The organism is Aquimarina besae, from assembly GCF_042434905.1.
Lineage (GTDB): Bacteria > Bacteroidota > Bacteroidia > Flavobacteriales > Flavobacteriaceae > Aquimarina.
This window is the reverse complement of sequence record NZ_CP170199.1, coordinates 925,960-950,594: the sequence shown is the minus strand read 5'-3', so window position 1 is coordinate 950,594 and position 24,635 is coordinate 925,960. Positions and strand designations below refer to the sequence as shown.

Genomic DNA, 24,635 nt, shown 5'->3' with positions numbered 1-24,635 from the left:
ATGATTAGTTTAAAGTAACATCTCCTAACATAGACTTAACCAACTCTAGTTGCTTGTCTTTATCAGCTAACTCTTTTCTTACTACTTTTTCTGCAATCTCTACAGAAAGTCCCGCAACCTGACTTTTAAGATCAGCAATCGCTGCTTTCTTTTCACTCTCGATTGTGGCTTGAGCTTGTGCTACAATTTTATCAGCCTCTGTCTGTGCTTCAGCTTTTGCTTCTGCTATCATATTCTCTTTAAGCTGTCTTGCTTCTTTAAGCATTCCATCTCTTTCTGCACGAGCTTCATTTAGGATACGCTCATTATCAGCCTGAAGATTTTGCATTTCTTTTCTAGCTGCCTCTGCAGATTCTAATGCATTTTTGATGCCTTCCTCACGATTATTAACCGCTTCAAGAATAGGTTTCCAAGCAAATTTTCTTAATAATAACAGTAATCCTACAAATAAAATTACCTGCCAAAAAAACAGACCGAATGAAAAATCATTTATTAACTTCTCCATAATTGATTATGTTGCTTTCTTTAATGTTTAATTTTAAAACTTAGTAATAGCTGCAACCAACCGTTACAGCTATTACTTGTAAATTACGCTGCGAATAATGCAGCAAATCCAATACCTTCAATAAGTGCTGCTGCAATAAGCATAGCAGTTTGGATCTTTCCTGAAGCTTCTGGTTGACGAGCAATAGCTTCCATTGCCTGTCCACCGATTCTACCAATACCTAAACCAGCACCGATAACAATCAAACCAGCTCCTACATAATTTAAACCTTCCATAGTAAAGAATTAAAAAAAATTAAACAATTATAATTATCGTTAATGATGTGCCTCTTCATTAGCCATACCGAAATACAGCGCAGACAACATCGTAAATATATATGCTTGTAATGCAGCTACCAATAACTCCAATATCGATAACGCAAATGCTAAACCAAAAGATAAGGGACTTCCAATCCAATTCTTAAATAAGAACATCATTCCTATAATACTCATAATCACTACGTGACCTGCAGTCATGTTTGCGTATAAACGGATCATTAGTGAGAATGGTTTGATAAAAACACCCAACAATTCAATCGGTGCTAACACTATTTTCATAAACGTTGGCACACCTGGCATCCAAAAAATATGTCCCCAGTAGTTCTTGTTAGCTGAAATATTTGTTATTAAAAATGTTAATAATGCTAAACCAAACGTTACTGAAATATTTCCGGTTACATTAGGTGCTAATGGAGTCATCCCTAATAAATTTAATAACCAAATAAAGAAAAATGTGGTTAGCAAAAAGCTCATATATTTACCATAGTGCTTTTTTCCTATATTAGGAATCGCGATCTCATCTCTTACAAACACCACTAAAGGCTCTAAGAAACGGCCTAATCCCGTTGGGATACCGTTGTTCTTTTTATATGATTTAGCCAAACCTCTAAACATGAAAAACATGAGTATCGCTATAAATATCATACTCACTACGTTTTTGGTAATTGAAAAATCTAAAGGTTTTGGGTTTGTTGGATGCTGGTCTTCATCGTAATTGATAGTTCCTTCCGCATCCGTTTTATATATTTTGGAATGATATAACTTGTAATAATTTCCGTCAACCTCTGCAACGGTTTCTCCGTGATGAAATTTTGAAGAAGAGAACACCTTTAATCCATCATCCCATAAAATGACAGGAAGTGGAAAACCAACGTGTGTTCCTTTTTCACCATCGGACCAAAGTGTAAAATCATGTGAATCTAAAAGGTGATGATCTTTATACTCGTCTATCTCCTTAGGAGTGTTAACCTTTCCTCCTTTTTCTACTTTTTCAGTATCTTTTGCAACCAGATTCAAAGAAGTGAGAATCAAGGCCAAAGTCATAAAAATTCTAACTACACTAATTTTTTGCATTCTAGGTCAGATTTCGGTTCCTAAATTTCGGTGCAAATGTACATAATTAAGTTAGATTCTTAAACTATTTTACGTAAATAAGTTTAATATAATTATGAAATAAATAAACTATTGATTATCAGTTATTTAATATTGTTTAAGATTTTAGCGACATAATAAACTTCTAATACCAAACTAATCACGTAAGGAGTAAAAAAGTCTAGAAAAACGCTTTTATCCATCTCGATGTCACTTAGCTTTGTGATAGCGACAAAAACACCAAGCTTGATAAAACTACCCGCCAAAAAAATAAATCCTATCTGATCTTTAAATTTCTTACTGATTACCGCAATCATAGTAACTAACAATAAGGTGTAAGATGCGTTAAAAATATAAGAGAGACTAACTATGGCATCATTACTATGAAAAGAAAAAAAATCTATCGCCCATTTATGAATTATATAAATTCCTAACAATACGATTAGAAAAAACGCTAGAAAACGAAATAAGTTTTTGATCATGAATAATTAACGAGATAACAAGTGCTAAGTAGATTATTTTTTAGGGTTATTTATTCGATCTAATTGTTTTAGGACCAAGTATAATGAGGAAGCCACACCAAAAAGAACCAGCCCCATCGTAAACCAATTCTTTTCTAGCGCATAGTATGCATCCAGCTTTTTACCTGCATAGGCACAGACAAATATGATACCTCCCATTTCGAAGGCTATTCCGGTTAGTGCCAGGTACTTTCTAAGCTGATTTCCCTTGCCCTTGTTGTCCTTGTTTTTGTCCATCTTGCTTACCTCCAAGAGATTTTACCCCGCCCTTCATAATACAAGATGCGTTAAACGTTGCTCCCGGCTCTACAGCTAATTTCCCAACAGATACTTCTCCTTCTATATGTGCCGTTGGTTTTAGAGATAAAGTTCCAGAAATTTGTAAGTTCCCTGAAAATTTTCCTTCAAAATCGGCATCAGAACATTCTAAAGTTCCTTGTATATAACCAGATTTTCCGACCACGACTTTCCCTGTAGTCTTAAAAGTGCCTTCTATAGTGCCTTCTACTCTAAAACCGCCTTCTGAGATAATATCTCCGACAATTTTAGTTCCTTCTGAAATTTTGTTTTGGTTTCTGGAAAAATCTGTTAATGCTTGATCTTTTCCTTTTTTGTTGTCTGAAAACATAATTACGGGGGGATTAAAATTATTATTCTGATTTAGGTTGTAAATACATATCCAGATTCTTATGAATCTGAATAATTCTATAATTAGGTGAAGCGACTATAAAATAATCTTTATTTACCTTGTCATAGTACTTCTTTTTTCTATTCCATTTTGTAAGATCTACTCCTCGAGTATCTTCTATTTTACCAAGAATTAAAAGTTCGGCCAAGCCTTCGGCTCCCAACTTATCTCTTTTGGTATGTACTACTACAAACTGTTGATCTTTTGTATAAATATCCAAGGAAACCTTCATTTTTTCGTATCTCAGATCTTTTATGATTGCTTCTAGCCTTTCCTTCAATTCTTGAGCTTGGTTATCACCAAACCTTGAGAATACATATACTAGTTTGTGATTTTTCTCTTGCTCCAAACCTTCTATAAAATCACTATTCTGGATTTGAGGAATCGTGGTTTGATAGATCAATTGTGCTTTTTTACCTTCTGGACTTTGCGGATAATTTAAAGACACATAATTTAATGCCTGTTTATAAGCTTCGTACCCTTGATAACGTCCAATCGCCTGAGCCTTTAATAATTCGAATTTCGGCACAAAGTCTTCACCGCCAAATTTAGTAATCAATTCATCACTTTCTTTAATAACAGACGCATACCTCTGGTCTTTGAAGTCTTTATACAATCTATTATACATAGATTCCGGACTATTTTTATCGTCCTTTAATTCCTCATTAGGGTTTTGCAAGATTTTAGCATATCGAGAATCTCCATGGTTATTAATAATATCCTGCTTCAATTCGTTTGATTTCGTAACCTCCCCTTGTAATTGATATATTTTATAGAGATTGTATTTTGAAGGAACAATTAATCGTTGTTCTGGATTACTTTTTAAAAGCTCTTCAAACTTATCGACAGCTAATCCATACTCCTGAAACTTTTCTTTATAGATAACCCCCAATTGATAATAAGCAAAGTTTCTGTCTGTCTGTAAACTATCTAAAACCACCTGGTCAGTAGGAAGTTGTGCAATATATGTTTGTGGATCAAATATAGGATCTGTCTCAATAGAATACTCATCAGTTTCTGTCTGATCTGTATTAGATACAGCTGTAGGATTCGTCATGCTTGAAATCCTCCAGTTATCTTGTAATTCTCTATTCCCATAAATTCTTTTGAACGTTGTTTTACCATATGCTACTGTCGTGGGATTATAGAAGTAGAATGTTCCTCCTTCATTAGAATTTGGACCACCAACGTTGGCTAAACTTGTTTTAGACCTACTGAACCGTTGTTCGGTAGGGAGCTCTCCTTTTATTCTGGCAATCTCTGCTGCCTCTTCTGCTGCTATGGCTTCAGCTTTAATCTTCTCTGTATATTCTGAATAGTAAGCTTGTCTTTCTTGTGGACTCATTGCTACCACATTAAGAATACTATCGTTGGTTTTTGCGATACCCTCATACAAAATGACATCATCCAGATTAACTCTTTTCTTTTTAAGGACACGATATTTTTTGGAATCTACAACCATTCGCTCCAATGTACTATCATAATACGCACCTGCAATCGCGTATTCCTGATTATCAAATCTAATGTCCCCCAGCGCTTTATAATTCAGTGATTCTAAATACTTGTCTTCTGAGTTAGTTCTCAACGATTTATTATAAAATTCTACTGCCAAATCAATAGAGTCTAATGTATTAAAATACACCGCCTTTTGATTATAAATTTTATCCAGATAAGGTCTATTCTCTCTATCTTCTTCTAAATCTGTAAGTAATTCTAAAAACTCCTGCTTATTCCCGTTCTCGTAATCAAAATTCCGTGCTTTTGCCATATATGCGTTTAACATATAACGTCTGGGGGTTTTTCTGTTTAATTCGATAACCTGATCAAAAGCGTAATTTGCACTATCCTTATATCCAAGTTGATTAAGTAATTGGCCTTTGATGTACAAATACCTTCCCTTTTCCTCATTATTTTTAGAATGTATAGCAGCTTTACTAATGTATGTGACCGCAGAATCTTTTTGTTCCAAGTTGATATAGGCCTGGGCAATCATAGCTACTGCATCCGAATAATCCTGAGCTTCCATATATTCTTCTTCTACCATCTTCATTAAATCTTCGACAGCTTTTTCATTATTATCTAATCGAAGATTCGCTTTAGCTCTCCACACCTTAGCGTGATTGATATTGTTACTGGTAGGATATTTATACAAAATATAATTAAATGCTTCTAACGCCGGAATAAATCGTTGTTCGTTATATCTGGCTTTTCCTAAAAGCAAAAATGCTTCATCGATTTTGGGGTTTCGTTCCCGGCCATCGATAAGCATACTGTGTTTTTGGATTGCCTTTGCTGCTTTTTCTTCAGCTTTATCAAAGTTTTGATTTAAAACCTCTTCTGGTAGTCTAACATCTTCACTTACAATCAATCTTTCTACCGGAAGCAGTTCCCAAAAATTGTCCTTATACGTTTGAACGATTTCTTGCTTTCCTTTGTCGAAGGCTACCCTTCCGTTATAGAGTGTATTGTTCTTAGTTGTTACGTCATGCCAAGCTCTGTTTGTCCATTTATCTTTTTTACGTGAACAACTAAACCCAATTGCTATCAGGAGAAGTATGGCAATGATTTGTGATAATTTTTTGTTCAAAATCCGAATAATTTATACGCTGATAACTTAAAAACTTACGTTTTAGTGCATCAAAACGGCACAAAAATATTGTGTGAAATGTAAAAATACATTTCTTTCGGCAAAAAACAGGTTATTAACAGTTTTTTCTCATTAGATCGTTTATTTTATGACACTTCCCAAAGTTGTTAACAATTTAGCTTTCAAAACGAAGAACTATTTTTCAATTCATCTTGCCCTTTAGTACCTTACACAAAAAATCACCGAATACAGTGTATTATAGCTGTATAGTTTTGTGGATCTTCGCAATTCAATGTTGATACACTAATCATTATGAGAGTCTTAGAAATTTCTGTCGCAGATATCGAAATCATAAGGAATTTTTTGGATTCTAATAAACGATTAGAAGCAATAAAATTCCTTCTGGACACCTATGACCTGTCACTTCACGATGCTAATAAGGTCGTTCAAAAAATAATTACTAATCCAGAGTTAACGCGTATTACACTTGAACCGGAATCAAATTTTCAAAGAGAAATCAAAAACTCATTACAAGCCAAAACCTCTAAAGTTTCTAAAATTATGTATTATCTGATGACTTTTATTGGACTTTGTTTATTGGTAGGAGGAATATTTAATCTAATCACAACATTAAACTCACTGTCAAACTCTGAAAAAATTATTGCTACCATCATTCGATATGATTCATATTCTTCTGTAACCGATAATAATCAAGGGAAAATCTCTCAAACCATGTATACCCCTGTAATGCAGTTTAACTTTAAAAACAAGATTTATGTGCGTAAAACAAAAACCTCTTCATCTTCTAAGGACTTTGTCATTAACGAACAAGTTTCGATTAACATACACAAAGATTTCCCGGCAATCAATGAAGTTTATTTAGATGATTTCATAGAAAAATATGGGCTTGCATTAGCCCTTTTGTTGTTTGGCATTTTCATCACTGGAGCAGGATTTATTGTAAAAAATCTTTAACTCCTGTTGGTTACTTATTAAAATGCTCTTCAAGCTCTCTTAATGTTTCTGTAGATGTTGCAAGATCTTTTACTACCTCTCCCTTATCCAATACTACAATACGTTGACAAACTTCTGTAACATGTATCAAATCGTGACTAGAAACTAGTACGGTAACATTGGGATCTGCCGCAAGTTCTTTAATAATTTTTTTAAGTCTGATTTGAGTGGTAGGATCCAAATTTGCAAATGGTTCGTCAAGGATGATTACTTCGGGATTACCTATTAATGCAGCAACGATACCTGCCTTCTTTTGGTTTCCTTTTGAGAGGTCTCTTAAGTACTTTTTCTGTCCTAAAATTTCTCCGTGAAAAAAGTCTTCAAACCTAGCCAGCAAAGCATCTACATCTTCTTTATTCTGACCACGAAGTTCTCCGATAAAATAAAAATACTCTTCAGCCGTAAGATATCCGATCAAAAATGTTTCATCAATAAATGCGGACGTAATAGATTTCCATTCTTCGCTTTCATTCACCTTGATACCACTATTTATTATATGACCTGTCGTTGGTCTAATTAAGTCTAATAAAGCGCTGAACAATGTAGTTTTACCAGCTCCATTGTTTCCAACCAACCCAAAACTATCTCCTTTAGGTATTTCTAAATGCTCTATATTTAGCACGGTATTACCCGCATAAGTCTTTGTGATGTTATGTATTCCTATCATCTTCTTTATTTTTTTTGTTTATAAGCCCAGATCGTTGCGTATTTCTCTGTTCTGTAAATTTTTTCGATTTTATCAAATACCATATTTCTAAATGCAAAACCAGCAATTCCTGCTACGGCTACTAAGAAATAACCGGCATAAGGACTATATGCATAATGTCCTACTGCATATAACACCATTGGTAAAGCAAGTTTTGGTAAAGACAACATCATTGTCTTTATATTAAATGATTGCTTATCTCCAAAAGCCTTTTTGTTACTGGTAAGATCTATTGGAGTTTTTACATAAGCTCCCGCCCATAATACCACGTGCGAGTTCATGCCCATATTGTAAATCGCTCCAACCACTACCGCTAGATATGCTTCCCATCCGAAATATAAATATCCCGAAGCCAGTATTGTAGAAATAAAAGTTGCTATCACCATCAACCACCATTTAGAAGACAAATATTCTCTGTATCTGATGTTTTGACTCATCATTAGTGGATAATACGAACTATCCCAGCTAGGAACGAATTGTCCAAAACTTAGTAAGAAGCCACCCGAAACAAAAATCCCTGCAAAAATTTTCCATACAGGACCTTCATAGGCTTCTACTGCTCCGGTAAAGAATAACAATCCGTAAAAAAGAAACAACGTGCTTACAATCACCGTAGACCTTGCTCTTTTATTTCTTTTGATAAGCTTTATATCATTTTTGAGAAAAGTTGCAGTTTTACCAAAACGATCCAACCATTCGAGATTTTCTGTTTTTACAGTTTTAGATTTAGTGGCTAATCCTGCATCCAGATACAAATCCTTTACGAAAGATTTAAATGCAACAATATAGAGCGCAATCGCAGCAACTACCGGAATAGTCACTAAAAATTTCGAATCATACAATCCCTGAAAAAATGGCGCTGTGTATTGACTAACATCAAAATATCCAAAATAGTGTAATCCACCTAAAATTAACATTATTCCAGCTACTGCATAGATAAGGTTGTCTTTATTGTTTAGTAATATATTCAAGAAATTATTGGCGTAAATCAAAGCAATTAGACCAAGGTTCCAAAGTAGTACGTTTAGCACCGGAGCATTTCCATCGATTATAAGTAATATTGAAAATGGCACAAAGAAAAAAGCGTGTATGACATTAAAGAAAGACAACATGGTTTTTCCTAAAGCAAAGGAAACGATCTTGCTTTTGCTAAAAGGTAAAATCAATAATGGTTTAATATTGATCACCGGCATTTTTTGTAATGCATATCTAAAAATAAGGTCAAATGCCCACCAGTATATCAAAAATCTACTAACCACCTCTAATGGATCGAGACATAGTTCTTTATTAATATATTTATAAACTCCCCAGCCACCTAAAGTCATCATCCCAATAAAATAAAGGGCTAAAAATCCCATAAAGATTTTCATCCAAACTCCTGATGATGCCGAAGCTGATCGCCAAAAGGATTTCCACTGTAAGGATATAAAGTGTTTAAACATAGTTATGATAGTTTTGAAAAGAAGTAAGAACAACTTCCTACACTATTTAGTAATCAAAAAGTAGATTTTGTTACAAATTATTTTTTTTAAGCCTTCAATTATAGTCGTTTAATCTTCTCCAAAGTAGTTTACTTTGCTATTTTTGCAAAAAAATATTTGATTCCTTACGAATCAGGAGAAATCACAATTTTATCTGAAAACCTTAAAAATTAAAGCGTTCAGTCTAAAGTTTATCACATTGCTATGTCAGATTTTCATACACTTACTATAAAAAACATTACAAGAGAAACCCCCAAAGCAGTTTCTATAGAATTTGATGTTCCGTCAGAATTAAAAAAAGACTATGCGTTCATTGCCGGTCAATATATAACCATTAAAACCGAAGTTGGCGGCAAAGAAATAAGAAGGGCCTACTCTATCTGCAGCTCTGTGGGTAGTGGATCACTTCGTGTAGCGGTCAAAGAGGTAGAAGGAGGAACTTTTTCTGCAATAGCAAACAATAAACTAAAAGTAGGTGATACTTTGGATATTCATACTCCGGAAGGAAACTTTCTATTGAAAGCCAATCCAACAGCATCAAATACGTATGCCGCATTTGCAGCGGGAAGCGGTATTACCCCTGTGATGAGTATGATCAAAACTGTGCTGGAGGAAGAGCCAAATAGTACATTTGTTTTAGTATACGGAAATCAAACTCCCACAGAAACCATATTTTTTAAAGAGCTTCTCGAATTACAGGCACAACATCCTGAAAGATTATTTATAGAGTTTTTCTATAGCCGAAGTAAGGAAGATGGCGCTCGTTTTGGAAGAATAGAAAAATCTACCATCAACTATATCACAAAAAATAAATTTAAGGACACCGCTTTTGAAGCTTTTTACCTATGTGGGCCAGAAGAAATGATCAATACGGTTACGAATGTTTTGACTGAAAATGGCACTTCTAAAGAAAAAATACATTTTGAGCTTTTTACCAGTAGTACAGAAGCCACCGAAATCGATGCCGATTTAGAAGGAAAAACTACTATTTCTATCCTCGTGGATGATGAAGAATTCAAATTTGTGATGGATCAGAAAAAAACAATTCTTGATGCTGCTTTAGAAGAGGATATTGATGCTCCGTATTCTTGTCAAGGTGGGGTTTGTAGTTCGTGTATCTGCAAGATTACCGAAGGTACGGCTGTCATGGAAAAAAATAGCATCCTTACAGATGGAGAACTTGCTGAAGGTTTGGTACTTGCTTGTCAGGCGCATCCTACCTCATCTGTAATTAGGGTAGATTTTGATGATGTTTAGTAGTTAGTAAATTAGAAAAACTAATACTCTTTTCAAAAATAGATTTCAGCCTCTATTAAAAAAATCCTTAAAGAAAAACTTTACAACACTTAAATATTCAGTAAATTATAGAGTTTTGGAAATTCATTTTCTAACCTCTTGTCATCCATTTTTCCATCATAATTATTATCTCCGTATTCAAGTCCGGCGTATATTAGAAATTCTAAATCCTTTACTTGGTCTTCGCATAGGTTAGACATTAATTCTACAAAATAATCCTCTCCTAATCTATATATGATTTGAGTAATTATATATCCTAAATCATAGCATCCTGCTCCGCCTCCACACCAAAAATCTTTTAAATCAAGAATAGCATTTTCTTCTTTATTTAAAGAGTTTAATATTAACTCTTTAAGCTCTCTATTCTCCTTAAGGGTCTGGTGAACAAGCAATGTGTGTCCAATAACTACGCCATTTACCGTATCTTCTTTACATCCCAATAATATCAGCGTTAGAAACGTAAATAAACACTTAATTTTGACTTGCATTATTAAAAATTCTGACTATAATTACAGTTTATTTATAGCTTCGATCACAGTCTCTGGTTTAATCGTATACATCACCTTTTCGTATCCGGCAGGTACTTTATTTCCATAGATTGATGTAGGAATTTGTTCATATTTTGCCAGATTTGGTAAAATTGCTCGTTCCATAGGTTGTCCAAAAGGCATAAATCCAGCAAACGGATGAGTAACTCCCCAAAGTGTGATAGTGGGCACTCCATACATAGCAGCCAGATGCGCATTACCACTATCCATCGACAACATAGCATCGAGATTGCCAATAAGTTTCAATTCGTCTTCAAAAGATAGCTTACCTGCGACATTGATTACATTTTTATATTTACTATCAATATTATTGAGCAGATCTATTTCTTTTTTGCCCCCTCCAAAAAGAAATATTTCATAAATGTCATTACTATCAAGCCTCTCGATAACCTCAACCATTAATTCTAAGGGATATACTTTACTTTGATACTGAGCAAAAGGTGCAATTCCTAACCATTTCTTGGTAGAGTTCTTGGTTATTTTTAAAATTTCAGGAGTTAATGTTACTTTTTCAGGAAATGAATGACTCTTTAAGTTAATTGGATATCCTAGTTCCGTAAAAACGTCTGCATATCTTTGATGGGTAGTTTTTAATTGTTTGAATTCTTTGTTTCCTGGTCGCGTTAATGCTTTTTTCTCTAACCTCCCTTTGTCTATTTGTACGACTTTGATTCTGCGAAACCCGAAAAGCCTCTTCAATATATTAGATCGTAACACATTATGAAGATCTGCAACAGCTGTTATTCCAAGTGCTCTTAATTCTTTAGAAAGTTTTGATAACCCAAAAATTCCTTTATGCTTACCATCTACATCTGCGTAGTAAACTTCCAGATTTTCAATATCGTAAAAAATAGGTTCAAAAAACTTTCTGGTCAATACCGTTATTTTAACATTGGGATATGTTGCTCTAAAAGTACGTAATACCGGTACAGTCATCGCTACATCACCCATTGCTGATAAACGAATCACCAATATATGAGCATCAAAGCCCTTTTTAAGGGCTTTGTTATTTTTTATTATGTTCTCGTCTTTACTCAAAAAAATTATTTCTCTCCTCGTAAAACCGGATTCAATTCATCATCATTATACATCTTCATCTGTTTATAGACTTTCATGTATTTATCTCCATTTTCGATATCCTTTAATAGCGTATCTATCGCAGTAGAAAGGTCAACCTGTTGCTCTAGTAATACATTGTATTTCTTTTGGCAAGCGGCTTTATGGGTGTCAGATGCTCCATCCCTCACGGTTTCTTCGTGCATATGATATACCTTCAAGGCTAATATTGACAGTCTGTCTATTCCCCATGCAGGACTTTCAGTATTTATCGTAGCATTTTCTTTAGGAATCACATCCTTATATTTCTCTAAAAAGTAACTATCTATATACTCTACCATATCCGTTCGATCTTGATTAGAAGCATCAATCTTTCTTTTTAACTCTAAAGCAGCTACAGGATCAATTTCAGGATCTCTAATGATATCTTCATAATGCCATTGTACGGTATCAATCCAGCATTTACGATATAATAAATGTTCAATCTGTTGTGATTTACTATCATATGGATTAGTAAACTCCTGATCTACACGATCAATTATATGATACCTGTCTATAACTTCTTTAAAAATCTTGTTCGCTTTATCTGTAAACATTGTTTCTATTTTTCTAAGATGTGTAAATATTCTGTTGTTGTCGTTGCTTTATGGTTCCTATTTTCGGTTTTATCAGCTTTAAATCTTTGATAAGCTATTGTGGCCAGATCATACTTTCCATACCGCTGCATAATTTTTCTTATTTCCTCTTCTGTCATTAATCCCTCATTATTATAACTGAGAAAAACATAATTGAATTTTGAGTTTTTAATCAGCTCTTCAAATACGATTAATACCTCTCCTTTTTTACAATAATTTGATCTTTTATAAGGTCGTAAACCTGTTTTACCCGCTGGTACAAAGGTATCATATTTTGCGATAGTATTTAGCACGTGATAATTTGCTCCATACTGCCTGGCATTATATGGTGGGTCAAGGTATAAAATATCTCCTTCTATTTCTTTAATTAAGGCATTACTATCTCTATTGTGTACTTTATGTTTGTTTCTGGTAATGTCAAAATTTGCCGGAACAATATTTAATTCCTTTTGTGCTGTTTTTTTTAATTTTTTAAGATATGCTCCGTATACCGAAGCTGTATTAGCAACTTTATCTGCACTTTCTAACAAAGATGTCAGTAAAAAAAAGTATAAATCCTCATTAATCTGTTTTGATATTTTCCATTTCTCTATCTGCATTCTAACCGCGTCTATTTTACATCCATTTGGATTACTGAAATACTGACGATCAGAGCCTCCTAAACAATAATTTCTATAGACAAAGCCTTTTTTTCCTTCTAGTTGGTTTAATTCTGTAATGTAATCTGAAACGTCAATAAATGTATGGTTTCCAATATAGTTTCGATTTAACACATAACTATAATACTCTAAATCATTGGATATTACTTGGTTAACAGAATTCTTAAAACTTCTCCCTACTATACCTGTTCCTGCAAAAAGATCACAAAACACTTTGTTTTTTAATGAACCCTTGACAGTTGCTTCTACGGTAGTTTTAATGAAATCAGAAAGCTTATATTTTGATCCTATGTAGTTCATTTATATATGAGATAGCTTTATTTAACAGCCCAGATCAGACCAGCTTTGGTAACTTTATAGGGTTGTAGTTGCAATCTAAATAATTTTGAATCATCAAATGTAGCAACATATGCCGAAATTACATCTTTGAGCCAAGAAATTTGTGCTTTTAATTTCCAATGCTCTCCGTCACTAGCATGAACAATAACAAACATTCTGTTCTCCAAATGTTTTCTTTGTTGCTGACTTTGATTGCTGTACAGCCAATGAATAAGCTCTTTGGGGTTTTTTTGAGCATACGCTAGAGAGTTTTTAAAACCCTTAGGAAATATGCTGGTTTTATGATCGAATTTCTCTCCAAATAAAGAAAAATCTACTAATCTGTTCTTCTTATTTTTAGCAGGAATAACCCCATTTAAATTTGCAAATATCAGCTCTATTGCCAATGAGCTCCAATAGTTATACCATCTATTAATGGCATAGTAAAAAAACTCTTTTCTATCAACTTTAAACTTCTCAATAGCCTCTGTAATTTTGGGTATCAAATCCTTCCATTCTATGGTTGAATATATGAAGTTACTATAACCATCCCACACATCATTCTGTTTTCTGTACCAGATATACTTATATGATAATCGATGCTGAAGCTCTGTTTCTATGGTAGATAAATAAGGTATGATCAAAACAACAAAGTCATAAATGGAAGTAAGAGAAATATCCAAAGATTAATTTCTTGTAGTAATTTACCTTGGTCCATTTCTACATAGGTAGTTCCTATTATTGCCAATGGGCCAGCTATAAAAATCATTTCTGCAGTATTTTTATCTGGTACTATAATGACCAAGGCAATTGCAATTAAAAGTTGCAAAATAACTAGATTTAAAACTGGTTTTGCCTTTGTGGGTTTTCTTTTAAACTTTAACAAGTATATGGTAAAAAAGAACAGCGTACAGATTACTAAAACCCCAATTGAAAAAACACTAGCTTTACTTGAATATCCATCGAAAGAAAATGAAACCGGCTTGACATAGTCGGTAATCGCAAAAAATGAATCATAGAAGAGTAAGGTAAAGCAGTTGGAAAGCACGTAGACTGCGGTTAACCCAACTATGGGAATAATCCAGTTCCTGTAGTTTTTAGGTTCAAAATATAATATCCCTATAAAAACGATCGTAATAAAGCCAATACTCCAAAAATATGCTAAAGATGCAAGTCCAATGCATAAAGAAGCGTCTAAAATATTAGACTTAACATACTTTCCATTCCTTAAGCTTAATACACTTCTTATTCCTAAAATAACAAATAGGTTTGACAATAAAATATTTGTATTGACAAGTGAATTAGGAATTACAGCAGTGATAAATGCAAATAGTAGTATCGTATTAGTGCTTTTCTGAGTAAGATCATTTTTTTGGGTGGACCAATTCAATATAAGCATTGCTAGAATGTAAGCTATTAAGCCTACTAAGAACAAAAAAATAGTATGATAATCTAGACTAAAACCATTTTTGTAATGTGCTATTGTAAAAAGCACAAACATATATAACGCAATGATTATAAAATTAATTGGTTTTGATTTACTAAAAAAGCTTGATAACACTAGGATTTTTTATATTTTTGCATCAAACAATATATTATTGTTTTCAAATATAATATAACTTATTTATAAAAAGTTTTACTTAGTTTTTTATAAAGAAAATGAAAATCATATTATGAAAGATTTTTTTGAAGCTATTCAATCTCTATTTGTCGACGTTCTTTTTGCTCCATTGGATAGTCTTAGGGCTTTAGAGTTAGAAAGTTGGACAGCCGCTAACGTTGTTAATTGGTTATTTATGCTCATTGGTTTTGTGGCTTTTTTCTACTGGATGAAGGAGTTGAAGAAATTTAACGACAACAAAGAAGAGGATAGAGATCCAAAAGCGCATTCTTTTTTAGATTAAATAATTTAGAAATATTTACCATCAAAAAAGCTCATTGGAAATTCTAATGAGCTTTTTTGATCTCTACAGATTTTTCTTATAAATCAAATCCTAAATCCTTTCGATAATACATCTTATCAAAATGTAATTTTTCAATATTTTTATAAGACTTTTTTAGTGCTTCTCTAAAATCATCATCAAAGGAAGTTATTGCGATAACTCGCCCACCATTAGTAACTATTTTGTTTTTCTCCAACTTGGTTCCTGCGTGAAAAACTATGGAGTCTGAAATTTGATCAATTCCTGTAATTTCCTTTCCTTTTTCATACGCTTCAGGATACCCTCCAGAAACTGTCATTACTGTAATAGCAGTTCTTGTGTCAATTTCAATATTGATTTGATCTAAGGTTTGATTGGATACATGTTTAAATAATGATACCAAATCAGTTTTTACTCTTGGTAAAACGGCTTCTGTTTCGGGGTCTCCCATTCGTACATTATATTCTATCACCTTTGGATCATCTCCAACCTTGATCAATCCAATAAATATAAAACCTTTATAATCTATACCTTCTTTTGCTAGACCAAGAACTGTGGGTTTAATAATTTGCTCTTCAATCTTATGCATAAAAGCTTTGTCTGCAAAAGGGACTGGAGAGATCGCACCCATTCCTCCCGTGTTAAGACCCGTATCTCCTTCTCCGATACGTTTGTAATCTTTTGCAGTAGGTAATGTTATGTAATTTTTACCATCGGTCAGTACAAATACACTTAACTCTATTCCGTCCAGAAATTCTTCAATCACCACTTTTTCACTAGCCGTTCCGAACTTTTTATTTGTCAACATGTTTTCCAGCTCAGCTCTAGCCTCTTCAATATCTTGGATAATAAGAACTCCTTTACCTGCCGCAAGACCATCTGCTTTTAGTACGTATGGTGGTTTTAATGTTTCCAGAAACTCTTTTCCTTCGTTCACCGTGTTTGCTGTAAAGCTCTGGTATGCTGCTGTCGGTATATTATGCCTGAACATGAATTCTTTAGCATATTCTTTACTCCCTTCTAATCTTGCTCCTTCTTGTGATGGGCCAATAACCGATACCTTTCCCAGATCGTCATCTTTTGCGAAGAAATCAGTGATTCCATTTACTAACGGATCCTCTGGGCCAACAACAACCATTTCTATTTGCTCCTTTAATACAAATGTTTTAATGGCTTCAAAATCAGTTACTGAGATCGGCACATTACGAGCAATCTTTGCTGTTCCAGCATTTCCGGGTGCTACGAACAATTTGTCGCACAAACTACTTTGAGCAATTTTATAAGCAAATGTATGTTCTCTTCCTCCTGATCCTAATACTAAAATATTCATTTTTTTAAATGGTTGTTTTATCGCTAATTATTAAGCATTCAAAAGTAATTCTTTACCTTTTTTCATACTAATATTTTTGATGTGTATTTTATTAATTTTGATGTCAATAATAATATTAAACATTACGTATAATCCTACTACTTAAAATACTCCTCTTTTTGAGTAATAACGGAATAACAACAGAGAAAAATACAATTCCGTTAAATCTTACCAGCATGGATTCAAATACTAGTGAAATAAAGAGTATTATAAAAACCGAAAATTCATTTCGACTTCTTTTCATACGAATGGCCAACACCATAAAAATACTTATCAAGGTTCCAAATCCTAGAATTCCTGTTTGAAGAAAGGTTTGGAGGAATTGATTATGAGCATTGTATTGATTTTCGAAATTATACCTGTATCCTAATTCCTTATATTTTTTGACCAAAACATCATTAGCATCTCCAATCCCGTATCCAAATAAAGGCGCTTCTTCAATTAATTCAAAACTAGCACTCCATGACAACAATCTTGCTTTCTCCGAAGTAGAATTTACGTGTTCTATGGTGCTTCCAAAATCTTTCACTTTAGAATAAAAATCAAAAACGCGTGGGTTATTTAGAAAAACTACAAGTCCCAAAAGAAACATTATATACATAATGTGTTTTCTGCTTTGATCTTTTATACTAAATATTAAAAGTAAGGACATGATCATTAAAATTAGATAAGCAGCTATAGAAGCAAGAAGAAATAAATATAGGAACAGAATGACAACGATAAAAGTTCGGAGCGCTGTATCTAATCTTTTTTTTAGATAATAACTTAACACTAATAAAATATAAAGTGAAAGATAACTGGGGTTGATTAGTTTTGAAAATTCGTCTCCTATGAAGTAATTCCAGCCACTCATCAGTGCGTCGATAAAAATGGTCAGATTGTTTATTGAAATTTCAAATGTAAACTCACCTTTAATTATTATGACCACGTTGTACATAGCCATTGAAAAGTTTATAAAAAATGAAACTATCAATCCTAGAAGCAGGAAATCAAACAGTTTTCTAACGGTAGATGCATCTTCTTTAACAAAAAGAAAAATTAACGGAAATACTAATAAGGATAGAGATCGTTGTATCAGATTAAATCCATCCAAAATATTATCTGTATATACTAAACTAATTGACGTTATCACAAAGTATAATGGAAACAACAAAACAATTTTATTGTCCATATCAAATTTCTTCCCAGATTTGAAGATGTTGATTAACCCAAGAGCGATAGAAACTATAAAAAAAGGAGTTGGAAGATTAATTCCTAATGGCAATAAAAGAAATGCTATATAGAGGCTGTTCCAGAAAATGGTTAATACCAGATCATCATGTTTATAAAACATTTCTGAAAGTTCATATATTTTTTTACTTAATCTCACCGATTTGGAAGTTGAACCTAATCACTAATAGGCTTTTTCCTGTCCTTTTATTAAGTTAATGATTGTGTCCAGTATAATTTTTAAATCCAATAACAACGACCAGTTTTCTATGTAGAAAATATCATATTTAATTCGATTTATAATATCCTCATCATTCTCTACTTCACCTCTATACCCTTTGATCTGGGCCATTCCTGTGATACCAGGCTTAACTGAATGTCGAAACACAAAATTATATTTATCTATTCTTTTTGCATACTCCTTGGTATATGAAATCATATGAGGTCTAGGCCCCACTACAGACATATCTCCAAAAAAGACATTAAAAAATTGAGGTAATTCATCAATGCTTGTTCTTCTCATAAAACGCCCAATTTTAGTAACTCGATGGTCTTCTTTTTTAACCTGGACAAGATCAGAAAAGTCCTCATCTCTCATTGATCTAAATTTATAGCAAACAAACTCTTTATAATTTATTCCATTTCGCCTGTGGCTATAAATTAACGGACCTTTAGATTCTAATTTTATGATAACGTATAACAGAGGTATCAACCAAGAAAGTATAAACACAATTACAAATAAAGAAAAAACTATATCAAAAGCTCTCTTTATGGCTCTATTGGTTGCACTATTTAGGGAAACTTCGGGAATTGACAGTACCGGAAGGTATTCATAGTAATCCGTTTGCAATCGCTTAGAAAATATCCGTTGTGTGTCAGGTATAAATTTAAGCACACTATAATTCTTATCAGCGTACTTTACATATTCATTCACTATTTCGTCAGAAATTTCATCGATTGAACAATATATTTCGTCAACTTCTTGTTTTTGCAAAAAATCAAAACTATCCTCTATTTTGTCAGTAAGTTTGTCTGAAAACACCTTCAATACATGATACCCTAAATCTTTTCTTTTCTCAAAAAAAGTTTTCAGTTGCTGTGCACTTTTGTTATTTCCTATAATAATTACTTTTCTATTATTACCTCCTAGATATGAACGGTATCTTTTAAGCGCATAATAAGAAATAATTTTTACAACACCGATTGAAAAAATCGCGACCGAAATAAAAGAAAAGATATCTTTTATAGAAAAGAAGCTTATTTTAAGTACTCCAAAGTATGCAAACAAAAGTATTAAAATCAGTAGCCCTTGTTTTATTAAAAGAGAAATAATAGTGATTATTCTGGTAAACCTATATACCTCATAAAAATTTAGTAAGTAAGCAGAGATATACCATACGAATGATAAAAACACATACAGTTGATTGTTGGCTATATCACTTAGAAAATAAAAAGAAGAAGTCAATAAAATGAGCAGATCAATTACAATCAGTATTGGTCTAATTAAATATGAGTATCCTCCTCTTTTGTGGTGCATTTAATATCAAGAATAAGATGAAAAATCCTTGTGTTCACTTCTATACAACTCTTCTTCAGATAAGCCTTTGAAGTACTCTAAAGTACGTTTCATTCCCTCTGACCTATCAATTTTTGGCTCCCATCCTAAAATTTCTTTAGCTCTTGTAATATCCGGTTGCCTTTGTAAAGGATCATTAACCGGAAGTGGCTGATAGATTACCTTTTGATCCGTTCCTGTTAGCTTTATAATCTCCTCTGCAAAATCTCTAATAGTAATCTCATTAGGGTTTCCAATATTTACCGGATACACGTACTCACTAAATAACAATCTATAGATTCCTTCAATTAAGTCATCTACATAGCAAAAGGATCGTGTCTGTAAACCATCCCCGAACACTGTAAGATCTTCTCCTCTTAAGGCTTGCCCTATAAAAGCAGGTACTACCCTTCCATCGTTTAATCGCATTCTTGGTCCATACGTATTAAAAATACGAACAATCCTAGTTTCTACTTTGTGATAGGTATGATATGCCATAGTGATTGATTCCTGAAAACGTTTTGCCTCATCATAAACCCCTCGAGGACCAATAGTATTAACGTTTCCATAATAATCCTCTGTTTGTGGATGAACCAAAGGATCTCCATATACCTCACTTGTCGAAGCTATTAATATTCTTGCACTTTTTTCCTTAGCTAATCCCAAAAGATTATGGGTTCCTAGAGATCCAACCTTAAGCGTTTGAATAGGAATTTTGAGATAGTCTATCGGACTTGCAGGAGACGCAAAATGTAATATATAATCCAATTCTCCCGGAACATAAACAAATTTTGAAACGTCGTGATTGTAGAATTCAAAATTCTTCAACTTAAAAAGATGCTCTATATTTTTCAGATCTCCAGTGATAAGATTGTCCATACCGATAACCTGATACCCTTCTTTGATAAATCGATCACAAAGATGTGAGCCTAAAAAACCTGCCGCTCCTGTAATTAGAATTTTCTTCATTTTATAATATTATATCTCTTCTTCCTATAGAAAAATACGTGAGTCCCTCTTTGGCAATATCCTCAAGATCATATAAATTCCTCCCATCAAAAATAACGGGATTTACAAGATCATTCTTGATTCTTTTAAAATCCGGGGTTCTGAAAATACTCCACTCTGTACATATAATTAAAGCATCTGCACCCTCCAATGCCTCATACATCGATTCGCAAAACGTAATGCTATCTCCATATCTTCTCTCAACATTATCCATCGCCTCGGGATCAAAAGCTTTAACTTTAGCTTCTTTGCTCAACAAAAGATCAATAACATCCAACGCAGGGGCTTCTCTGATATCGTCCGTCTCTGGTTTAAATGCAAGTCCCCAAATCGCAAAGGTCTTACCCTTTAGATCATTCTTAAAATAATTCTCTATCTTAGGAATTAAAGCAACCTTTTGACGTTGATTTACCTCAATTACTGATTCTAAAATCTTAAAGTCATAATCATCCTCTTTTCCAGACTTATGTAAAGCCTTTACGTCTTTTGGAAAACAAGAACCTCCATAACCAATCCCCGGAAATAAAAAACGCTTCCCTATCCTGGAATCCGTCCCCATACCTATCCGCACTTTATCCACATCTGCACCAACCCTTTCACAGTAATTAGCAATTTCATTCATAAACGTAATCTTGGTAGCTAAAAATGAATTCGCAGCATACTTAGTCAATTCTGCGGATTTCTCATCCATAACAATAATTGGATTACCTGATCTAACATAAGGCTTATATAATTTCTCCATAAGCTCTATGGCTCTCTCTGAAGACGAACCTACAACAATACGTTCAGGTTTTAGAAAATCATCCACTGCAAAACCCTCTCTTAAAAACTCAGGATTAGAAACGACATCAAAATCACACGTGGCGTGTAGGGATATCGCTGCCTTAACCTTTTCAGCAGTCCCCACAGGAACTGTACTCTTATCTACAATAACCTTATAATCCGAAATCAGCTTACCTATTTCATCAGAAACTCCCAAAACATATGAAAGATCTGCCGACCCATCCTCATCTTCTGGTGTTGGTAATGCTAAAAAGATAATTTCTCCGTGACTTATGCCCTCTTTAAGTGAGGTAGTAAACTGTAATCTATTAGCTTTAATATTTCGATCAAATAGTACATCCAAATGCGGCTCATAAATCGGAACTTCTCCATCACGCATCTTTTGTACTTTTTGCTCATCTATATCAACACAAATAACTTCATTGCCAGTCTCCGCTAAACAAGTACCCGTTACCAAACCTACATAACCCGTACCTATTACTGATATTTTCATGTATCTCTATATTATTTTGTTATCGGTTAGCAGAAGGCGCCGATAATAATCTCTGTTTATATTGAGCAGATATAACTAGGATTCCTTCTGTGCGTAATAAATAAAAATCAAAAATCGGGTTTTCTTACGATTTATCAAGGTTTTTTGGGCAAAATAATATGATTAGGCACTCTTGCTAGATTAGCTAATACGCTTTTTCTTCTCCTTGGGTTATATTAAAAATAGTTTTAATTATTATTTTAATATCTAATATCAAAGACCAATTTTCAACATAAAAAACATCATATCTTACCCTATTTTGCATATCAGAATCTTTTTCGATATTTCCTCTGTGACCACTTACCTGAGCCAGTCCGGTAATTCCTGGTTTCACATTGTGTCTTATCATAAACCTGTTAATTTTGTCTTTGTAATCGTCTGTATGACTCATTAATAGCGGTCTTGGCCCAACCACAGACATCTCGCCAAACAAAACATTAAAAAATTGAGGAAGTTCATCAATACTGGTCCTTCTTATAAATCGCCCTATTTTAGTGGTTCTAGTATCATTTTTAGATGCCTGAATTTGATCAGATTCTTTATTGGGGTTCATTGAACGAAACTTATAGCACAAAAACTTATTGAAATCAGCCCCGTATCTATATTGCCTGAAAAAAACGGGGCCCTTACTCTCTAATTTTATTAATAGCGCCAGTATTGGTGTTATCCAAGAAAGTACTAAACAAATAACTATGAGTGAAAAAACAACATCAAAAACCCTTTTGATTCCTCCTTTAATTGGATCATCCAGCGGTATTTTGCGTAATGAAATAATAGGAGATAGATCGTAGTAATCTAATTGAAGGTTTTTGGAAAACAGCTCTTTGTCATCAGCAATAAATTTTAAAATCTTCATATTGGTTTCACAAAAATCAATGAACCTTTTTATTTGATCATTGCTCAATTCTTTAACAGAACAATACACTTCATTAATATTTCTTTCCAAAATAAAATCAAAACTATCTTCTATAGTTCCTTTTTTATCTGATATTTCTTTATCACTAAAAAACCCTTCAAACCTGTATCCATACTCGGGAGAATTCTGAAAAAACTGTTCTAACTTTATTGTTGATTTATTTACTCCAATAATTACAACGTATTTATTATTACTCCCTGTTATAATCCTGTATTTTTTTAAAATTTCAAATAGTAAAATTCTCCAAAAACTAATGATTAGAAGCAGGAGGATAAAAAATTGAATAATATTTTGGGTAGGAATATACTTCTCAATAATATAATAATAAGCAAAAACCAGGAGTACCAATAAAATTGTCTGTGTAAAAAATAATGAAATAATCTTTACGATCTTTGTAAAACGATATACTGCGTATACAGAAACGAGCACAGAAAGTATCATCCAAAATGATAAAACAACGCTAATATCAATTATATCTTTTGAAAGAAAAAAATAAGATAATGAAGAGACTATCAATAAATCTATTAAGTAAACTAACGGTCTTATGTATTTAGAATGTCTTCCTGTATGCATATTATTTAAGAATTATTTTCTCTTTTCCATTGAGAATATAATTGCTGTACTGTTTCTTTAATTTCTCTTTCAAACCTTTCTTTACTAAAAGATTTAGAATGTTCTCTTATTACTTCTCTATTAAATAGATCTTCATTTTTTTCAAAAAATTGTATACCTTCCAAAAGCGATTCTATAGTTTGTTCTTTATAAAAAACACCTGTTGGATTTTGTACCTTGTTTTCTGAAATAAAAATTCCTTTTATCGTTTCTAAAATTCCTCCTTTGGCATAAGCAATTACTGGTACCCCACAAGCCTGCGCCTCTACTGGAGCAATTCCAAAATCTTCTTCAGCAGCAAAAATAAACGCTTTTGCTTTTTTTAGAATTTCGCTCTTTCCTCTGGTGTCAAGATACCCTTTCAATTCAATATTATCAGAACAGAGTTTTTTGATCTTTTTATAGTCCGGTCCATCTCCTATCACTATTAATTTGGTTTTAATTTTTGTGAATGCTTCTACAATTAAATCTACCTTTTTATAGGGAACCATGGATGAGCAAGTAACATAATAATCAGAAGTTTCTTCTGAGATTTCAAAAGCATTAGTATCCACTGGAGGATAAATCACCTTTGCTTCTTTATTATAAATCTTCTTAATTCTTCCTGCCACATATTTTGAATTTGCAATATAATAATCCGGCCTATGGGCAGTAGCTACATCCCAGAGTCTAAGCCGATGAAGAAAATATTTAGCAATTAAACCTTTTATTCCTTTCTGAAACCCACTTTCTTTTAAATATTGTTGGTATAAATCCCAAGCGTACCTCACAGGAGAATGCATATAGGTAATATGTAGTTGATCCTGTCGTGTCAACACTCCTTTTGCAACACAAGAAGAGGAAGATATAATCAATTCATAATCCCCCAAATCAAACTGTTCTACAGCAAAAGGAAAAAAAGGTAAGTATAAACGATATTTTGTTTTACCAAAAGGAAGTTTCTCTATAAAAGAAGTGGTTGTTTTTTTACCCTTAAAAATTTTTTTACACTCTTTATCATTCAAGGTGTTCACCAACGTATAGTGATCAAAATCACTCCAAATATTGGTGAAACTTTCTACACATCTTTCTCCTCCTCTGTATTGCGTATACCAGTCGTGTATAAGTGCTTTATTAATATTATCTATCATGTATGAATTAAGGGCTAACAATATTCGATAACAAAAAAAATTAGAAACTGTTGTACGTTAAACTTCTAACTTTGTTGTGTTATATATTCTAAAGGTATAAAAGTAACCCTTTTTAATAATTTATTATTAAGTTTCGATACGTTAAATACTCAGGAAATAAATCAAAATTTACCATG

The 24,635-nt window shown here is 33.1% G+C and carries 25 protein-coding genes; 3 read left to right on the top strand and 22 right to left on the bottom strand.

Annotation, left to right across the window (positions count from 1 at the left end):
- Positions 1-4 precede the first annotated feature (4 nt).
- The 7 genes from ACE94K_RS04090 to ACE94K_RS04060 form a co-directional block, all read right to left on the bottom strand.
- The gene (locus tag ACE94K_RS04090; RefSeq protein WP_378180324.1) at positions 5-505 is read right to left on the bottom strand and encodes a F0F1 ATP synthase subunit B; all 501 of its coding nucleotides are present in this window, start codon (positions 503-505) and stop codon (positions 5-7) included.
- Between the two features lie 83 nt (positions 506-588).
- Positions 589-780 (bottom strand): ATP synthase F0 subunit C, encoded by a 192-nt coding sequence (gene atpE, locus ACE94K_RS04085; protein WP_027394417.1) that lies wholly within the window; start codon positions 778-780, stop codon positions 589-591.
- A 39-nt stretch (positions 781-819) separates the two neighbouring features.
- Positions 820-1,896 (bottom strand): F0F1 ATP synthase subunit A, encoded by a 1,077-nt coding sequence (gene atpB / locus ACE94K_RS04080; RefSeq protein WP_378180320.1) that lies wholly within the window; start codon positions 1,894-1,896, stop codon positions 820-822.
- Between the two features lie 122 nt (positions 1,897-2,018).
- Complete coding sequence (locus tag ACE94K_RS04075) at positions 2,019-2,396, bottom strand: DUF6168 family protein (RefSeq protein ID WP_378180317.1); 378 nt, start codon at positions 2,394-2,396, stop codon at positions 2,019-2,021.
- A gap of 33 nt (positions 2,397-2,429) precedes the next feature.
- Positions 2,430-2,672 (bottom strand): AtpZ/AtpI family protein, encoded by a 243-nt coding sequence (locus ACE94K_RS04070; RefSeq protein WP_378180314.1) that lies wholly within the window; start codon positions 2,670-2,672, stop codon positions 2,430-2,432.
- Positions 2,629-3,063 carry a polymer-forming cytoskeletal protein gene (locus ACE94K_RS04065; protein ID WP_378180311.1) on the bottom strand — a complete coding sequence of 145 codons (435 nt, stop codon included), beginning with the start codon at positions 3,061-3,063 and terminating at the stop codon, positions 2,629-2,631. The genes ACE94K_RS04070 and ACE94K_RS04065 overlap by 44 nt, the downstream gene beginning before the upstream one ends.
- Positions 3,064-3,085: 22 nt before the next feature.
- Positions 3,086-5,710: a hypothetical protein gene (locus tag ACE94K_RS04060; RefSeq protein ID WP_378180308.1), complete on the bottom strand. Its 2,625-nt coding sequence runs from the start codon at positions 5,708-5,710 to the stop codon at positions 3,086-3,088.
- 312 nt (positions 5,711-6,022) lie between these two features.
- Here ACE94K_RS04060 and ACE94K_RS04055 point away from each other — a divergent pair, with 312 nt between their 5' ends.
- On the top strand, positions 6,023-6,685 hold the full coding sequence (locus ACE94K_RS04055) for a hypothetical protein (protein ID WP_378180306.1): 663 nt from the start codon (positions 6,023-6,025) through the stop codon (positions 6,683-6,685).
- 10 nt (positions 6,686-6,695) lie between these two features.
- Here the strand turns inward: ACE94K_RS04055 and ACE94K_RS04050 are convergent, their stop codons facing one another.
- Both ACE94K_RS04050 and ACE94K_RS04045 read right to left on the bottom strand, forming a co-directional pair.
- Complete coding sequence (locus ACE94K_RS04050; protein ID WP_378180303.1) at positions 6,696-7,391, bottom strand: ABC transporter ATP-binding protein; 696 nt, start codon at positions 7,389-7,391, stop codon at positions 6,696-6,698.
- Between the two features lie 5 nt (positions 7,392-7,396).
- Positions 7,397-8,872 (bottom strand): DUF5687 family protein, encoded by a 1,476-nt coding sequence (locus tag ACE94K_RS04045; protein ID WP_378180300.1) that lies wholly within the window; start codon positions 8,870-8,872, stop codon positions 7,397-7,399.
- Between the two features lie 243 nt (positions 8,873-9,115).
- Between ACE94K_RS04045 and ACE94K_RS04040 the strand changes: the two genes are divergently transcribed.
- Positions 9,116-10,168 (top strand): 2Fe-2S iron-sulfur cluster-binding protein, encoded by a 1,053-nt coding sequence (locus ACE94K_RS04040; RefSeq protein WP_378180297.1) that lies wholly within the window; start codon positions 9,116-9,118, stop codon positions 10,166-10,168.
- 89 nt (positions 10,169-10,257) lie between these two features.
- On the opposite strand, the gene ACE94K_RS04035 is transcribed toward ACE94K_RS04040, so the two are convergent.
- From ACE94K_RS04035 to ACE94K_RS04010, 6 genes are all read right to left on the bottom strand, one after another.
- On the bottom strand, positions 10,258-10,647 hold the full coding sequence (locus tag ACE94K_RS04035; RefSeq protein ID WP_378180294.1) for a hypothetical protein: 390 nt from the start codon (positions 10,645-10,647) through the stop codon (positions 10,258-10,260).
- Between the two features lie 69 nt (positions 10,648-10,716).
- A complete protein-coding gene (locus ACE94K_RS04030; RefSeq protein WP_378180291.1) occupies positions 10,717-11,793 on the bottom strand; it encodes a glycosyltransferase family 9 protein in 1,077 nt (358 codons plus the stop codon).
- A gap of 5 nt (positions 11,794-11,798) precedes the next feature.
- The gene (locus ACE94K_RS04025; protein ID WP_378180288.1) at positions 11,799-12,407 is read right to left on the bottom strand and encodes a DUF4254 domain-containing protein; all 609 of its coding nucleotides are present in this window, start codon (positions 12,405-12,407) and stop codon (positions 11,799-11,801) included.
- 5 nt (positions 12,408-12,412) lie between these two features.
- Positions 12,413-13,405: a DNA adenine methylase gene (locus ACE94K_RS04020; protein ID WP_378180285.1), complete on the bottom strand. Its 993-nt coding sequence runs from the start codon at positions 13,403-13,405 to the stop codon at positions 12,413-12,415.
- Between the two features lie 17 nt (positions 13,406-13,422).
- Complete coding sequence (locus tag ACE94K_RS04015) at positions 13,423-14,106, bottom strand: hypothetical protein (RefSeq protein WP_378180282.1); 684 nt, start codon at positions 14,104-14,106, stop codon at positions 13,423-13,425.
- A complete protein-coding gene (locus ACE94K_RS04010; protein WP_378184214.1) occupies positions 14,064-14,924 on the bottom strand; it encodes a DUF6427 family protein in 861 nt (286 codons plus the stop codon). The genes ACE94K_RS04015 and ACE94K_RS04010 overlap by 43 nt, the downstream gene beginning before the upstream one ends.
- Before the next feature lie 172 nt (positions 14,925-15,096).
- Between ACE94K_RS04010 and ACE94K_RS04005 the strand changes: the two genes are divergently transcribed.
- Positions 15,097-15,327: a uracil phosphoribosyltransferase gene (locus ACE94K_RS04005; protein WP_378180280.1), complete on the top strand. Its 231-nt coding sequence runs from the start codon at positions 15,097-15,099 to the stop codon at positions 15,325-15,327.
- Between the two features lie 76 nt (positions 15,328-15,403).
- On the opposite strand, the gene purD is transcribed toward ACE94K_RS04005, so the two are convergent.
- From purD to ACE94K_RS03970, 7 genes are all read right to left on the bottom strand, one after another.
- Positions 15,404-16,675: a phosphoribosylamine--glycine ligase gene (purD, locus tag ACE94K_RS04000; protein WP_378180278.1), complete on the bottom strand. Its 1,272-nt coding sequence runs from the start codon at positions 16,673-16,675 to the stop codon at positions 15,404-15,406.
- A gap of 115 nt (positions 16,676-16,790) precedes the next feature.
- Positions 16,791-18,047, bottom strand: coding sequence for an O-antigen ligase family protein (locus ACE94K_RS03995; RefSeq protein ID WP_378180276.1), 1,257 nt, complete (start codon positions 18,045-18,047; stop codon positions 16,791-16,793).
- A 60-nt stretch (positions 18,048-18,107) separates the two neighbouring features.
- Positions 18,108-19,460 (bottom strand): exopolysaccharide biosynthesis polyprenyl glycosylphosphotransferase, encoded by a 1,353-nt coding sequence (locus ACE94K_RS03990; RefSeq protein ID WP_378180274.1) that lies wholly within the window; start codon positions 19,458-19,460, stop codon positions 18,108-18,110.
- 6 nt (positions 19,461-19,466) lie between these two features.
- The gene (locus tag ACE94K_RS03985; protein WP_378180272.1) at positions 19,467-20,447 is read right to left on the bottom strand and encodes a UDP-glucuronic acid decarboxylase family protein; all 981 of its coding nucleotides are present in this window, start codon (positions 20,445-20,447) and stop codon (positions 19,467-19,469) included.
- Between the two features lies 1 nt (position 20,448).
- The gene (locus ACE94K_RS03980; RefSeq protein WP_378180270.1) at positions 20,449-21,762 is read right to left on the bottom strand and encodes a UDP-glucose dehydrogenase family protein; all 1,314 of its coding nucleotides are present in this window, start codon (positions 21,760-21,762) and stop codon (positions 20,449-20,451) included.
- A gap of 184 nt (positions 21,763-21,946) precedes the next feature.
- Complete coding sequence (locus tag ACE94K_RS03975; RefSeq protein ID WP_378180268.1) at positions 21,947-23,290, bottom strand: undecaprenyl-phosphate glucose phosphotransferase; 1,344 nt, start codon at positions 23,288-23,290, stop codon at positions 21,947-21,949.
- Between the two features lie 5 nt (positions 23,291-23,295).
- Positions 23,296-24,459: a glycosyltransferase family 4 protein gene (locus tag ACE94K_RS03970; protein ID WP_378180266.1), complete on the bottom strand. Its 1,164-nt coding sequence runs from the start codon at positions 24,457-24,459 to the stop codon at positions 23,296-23,298.
- Positions 24,460-24,635 lie beyond the last annotated feature (176 nt).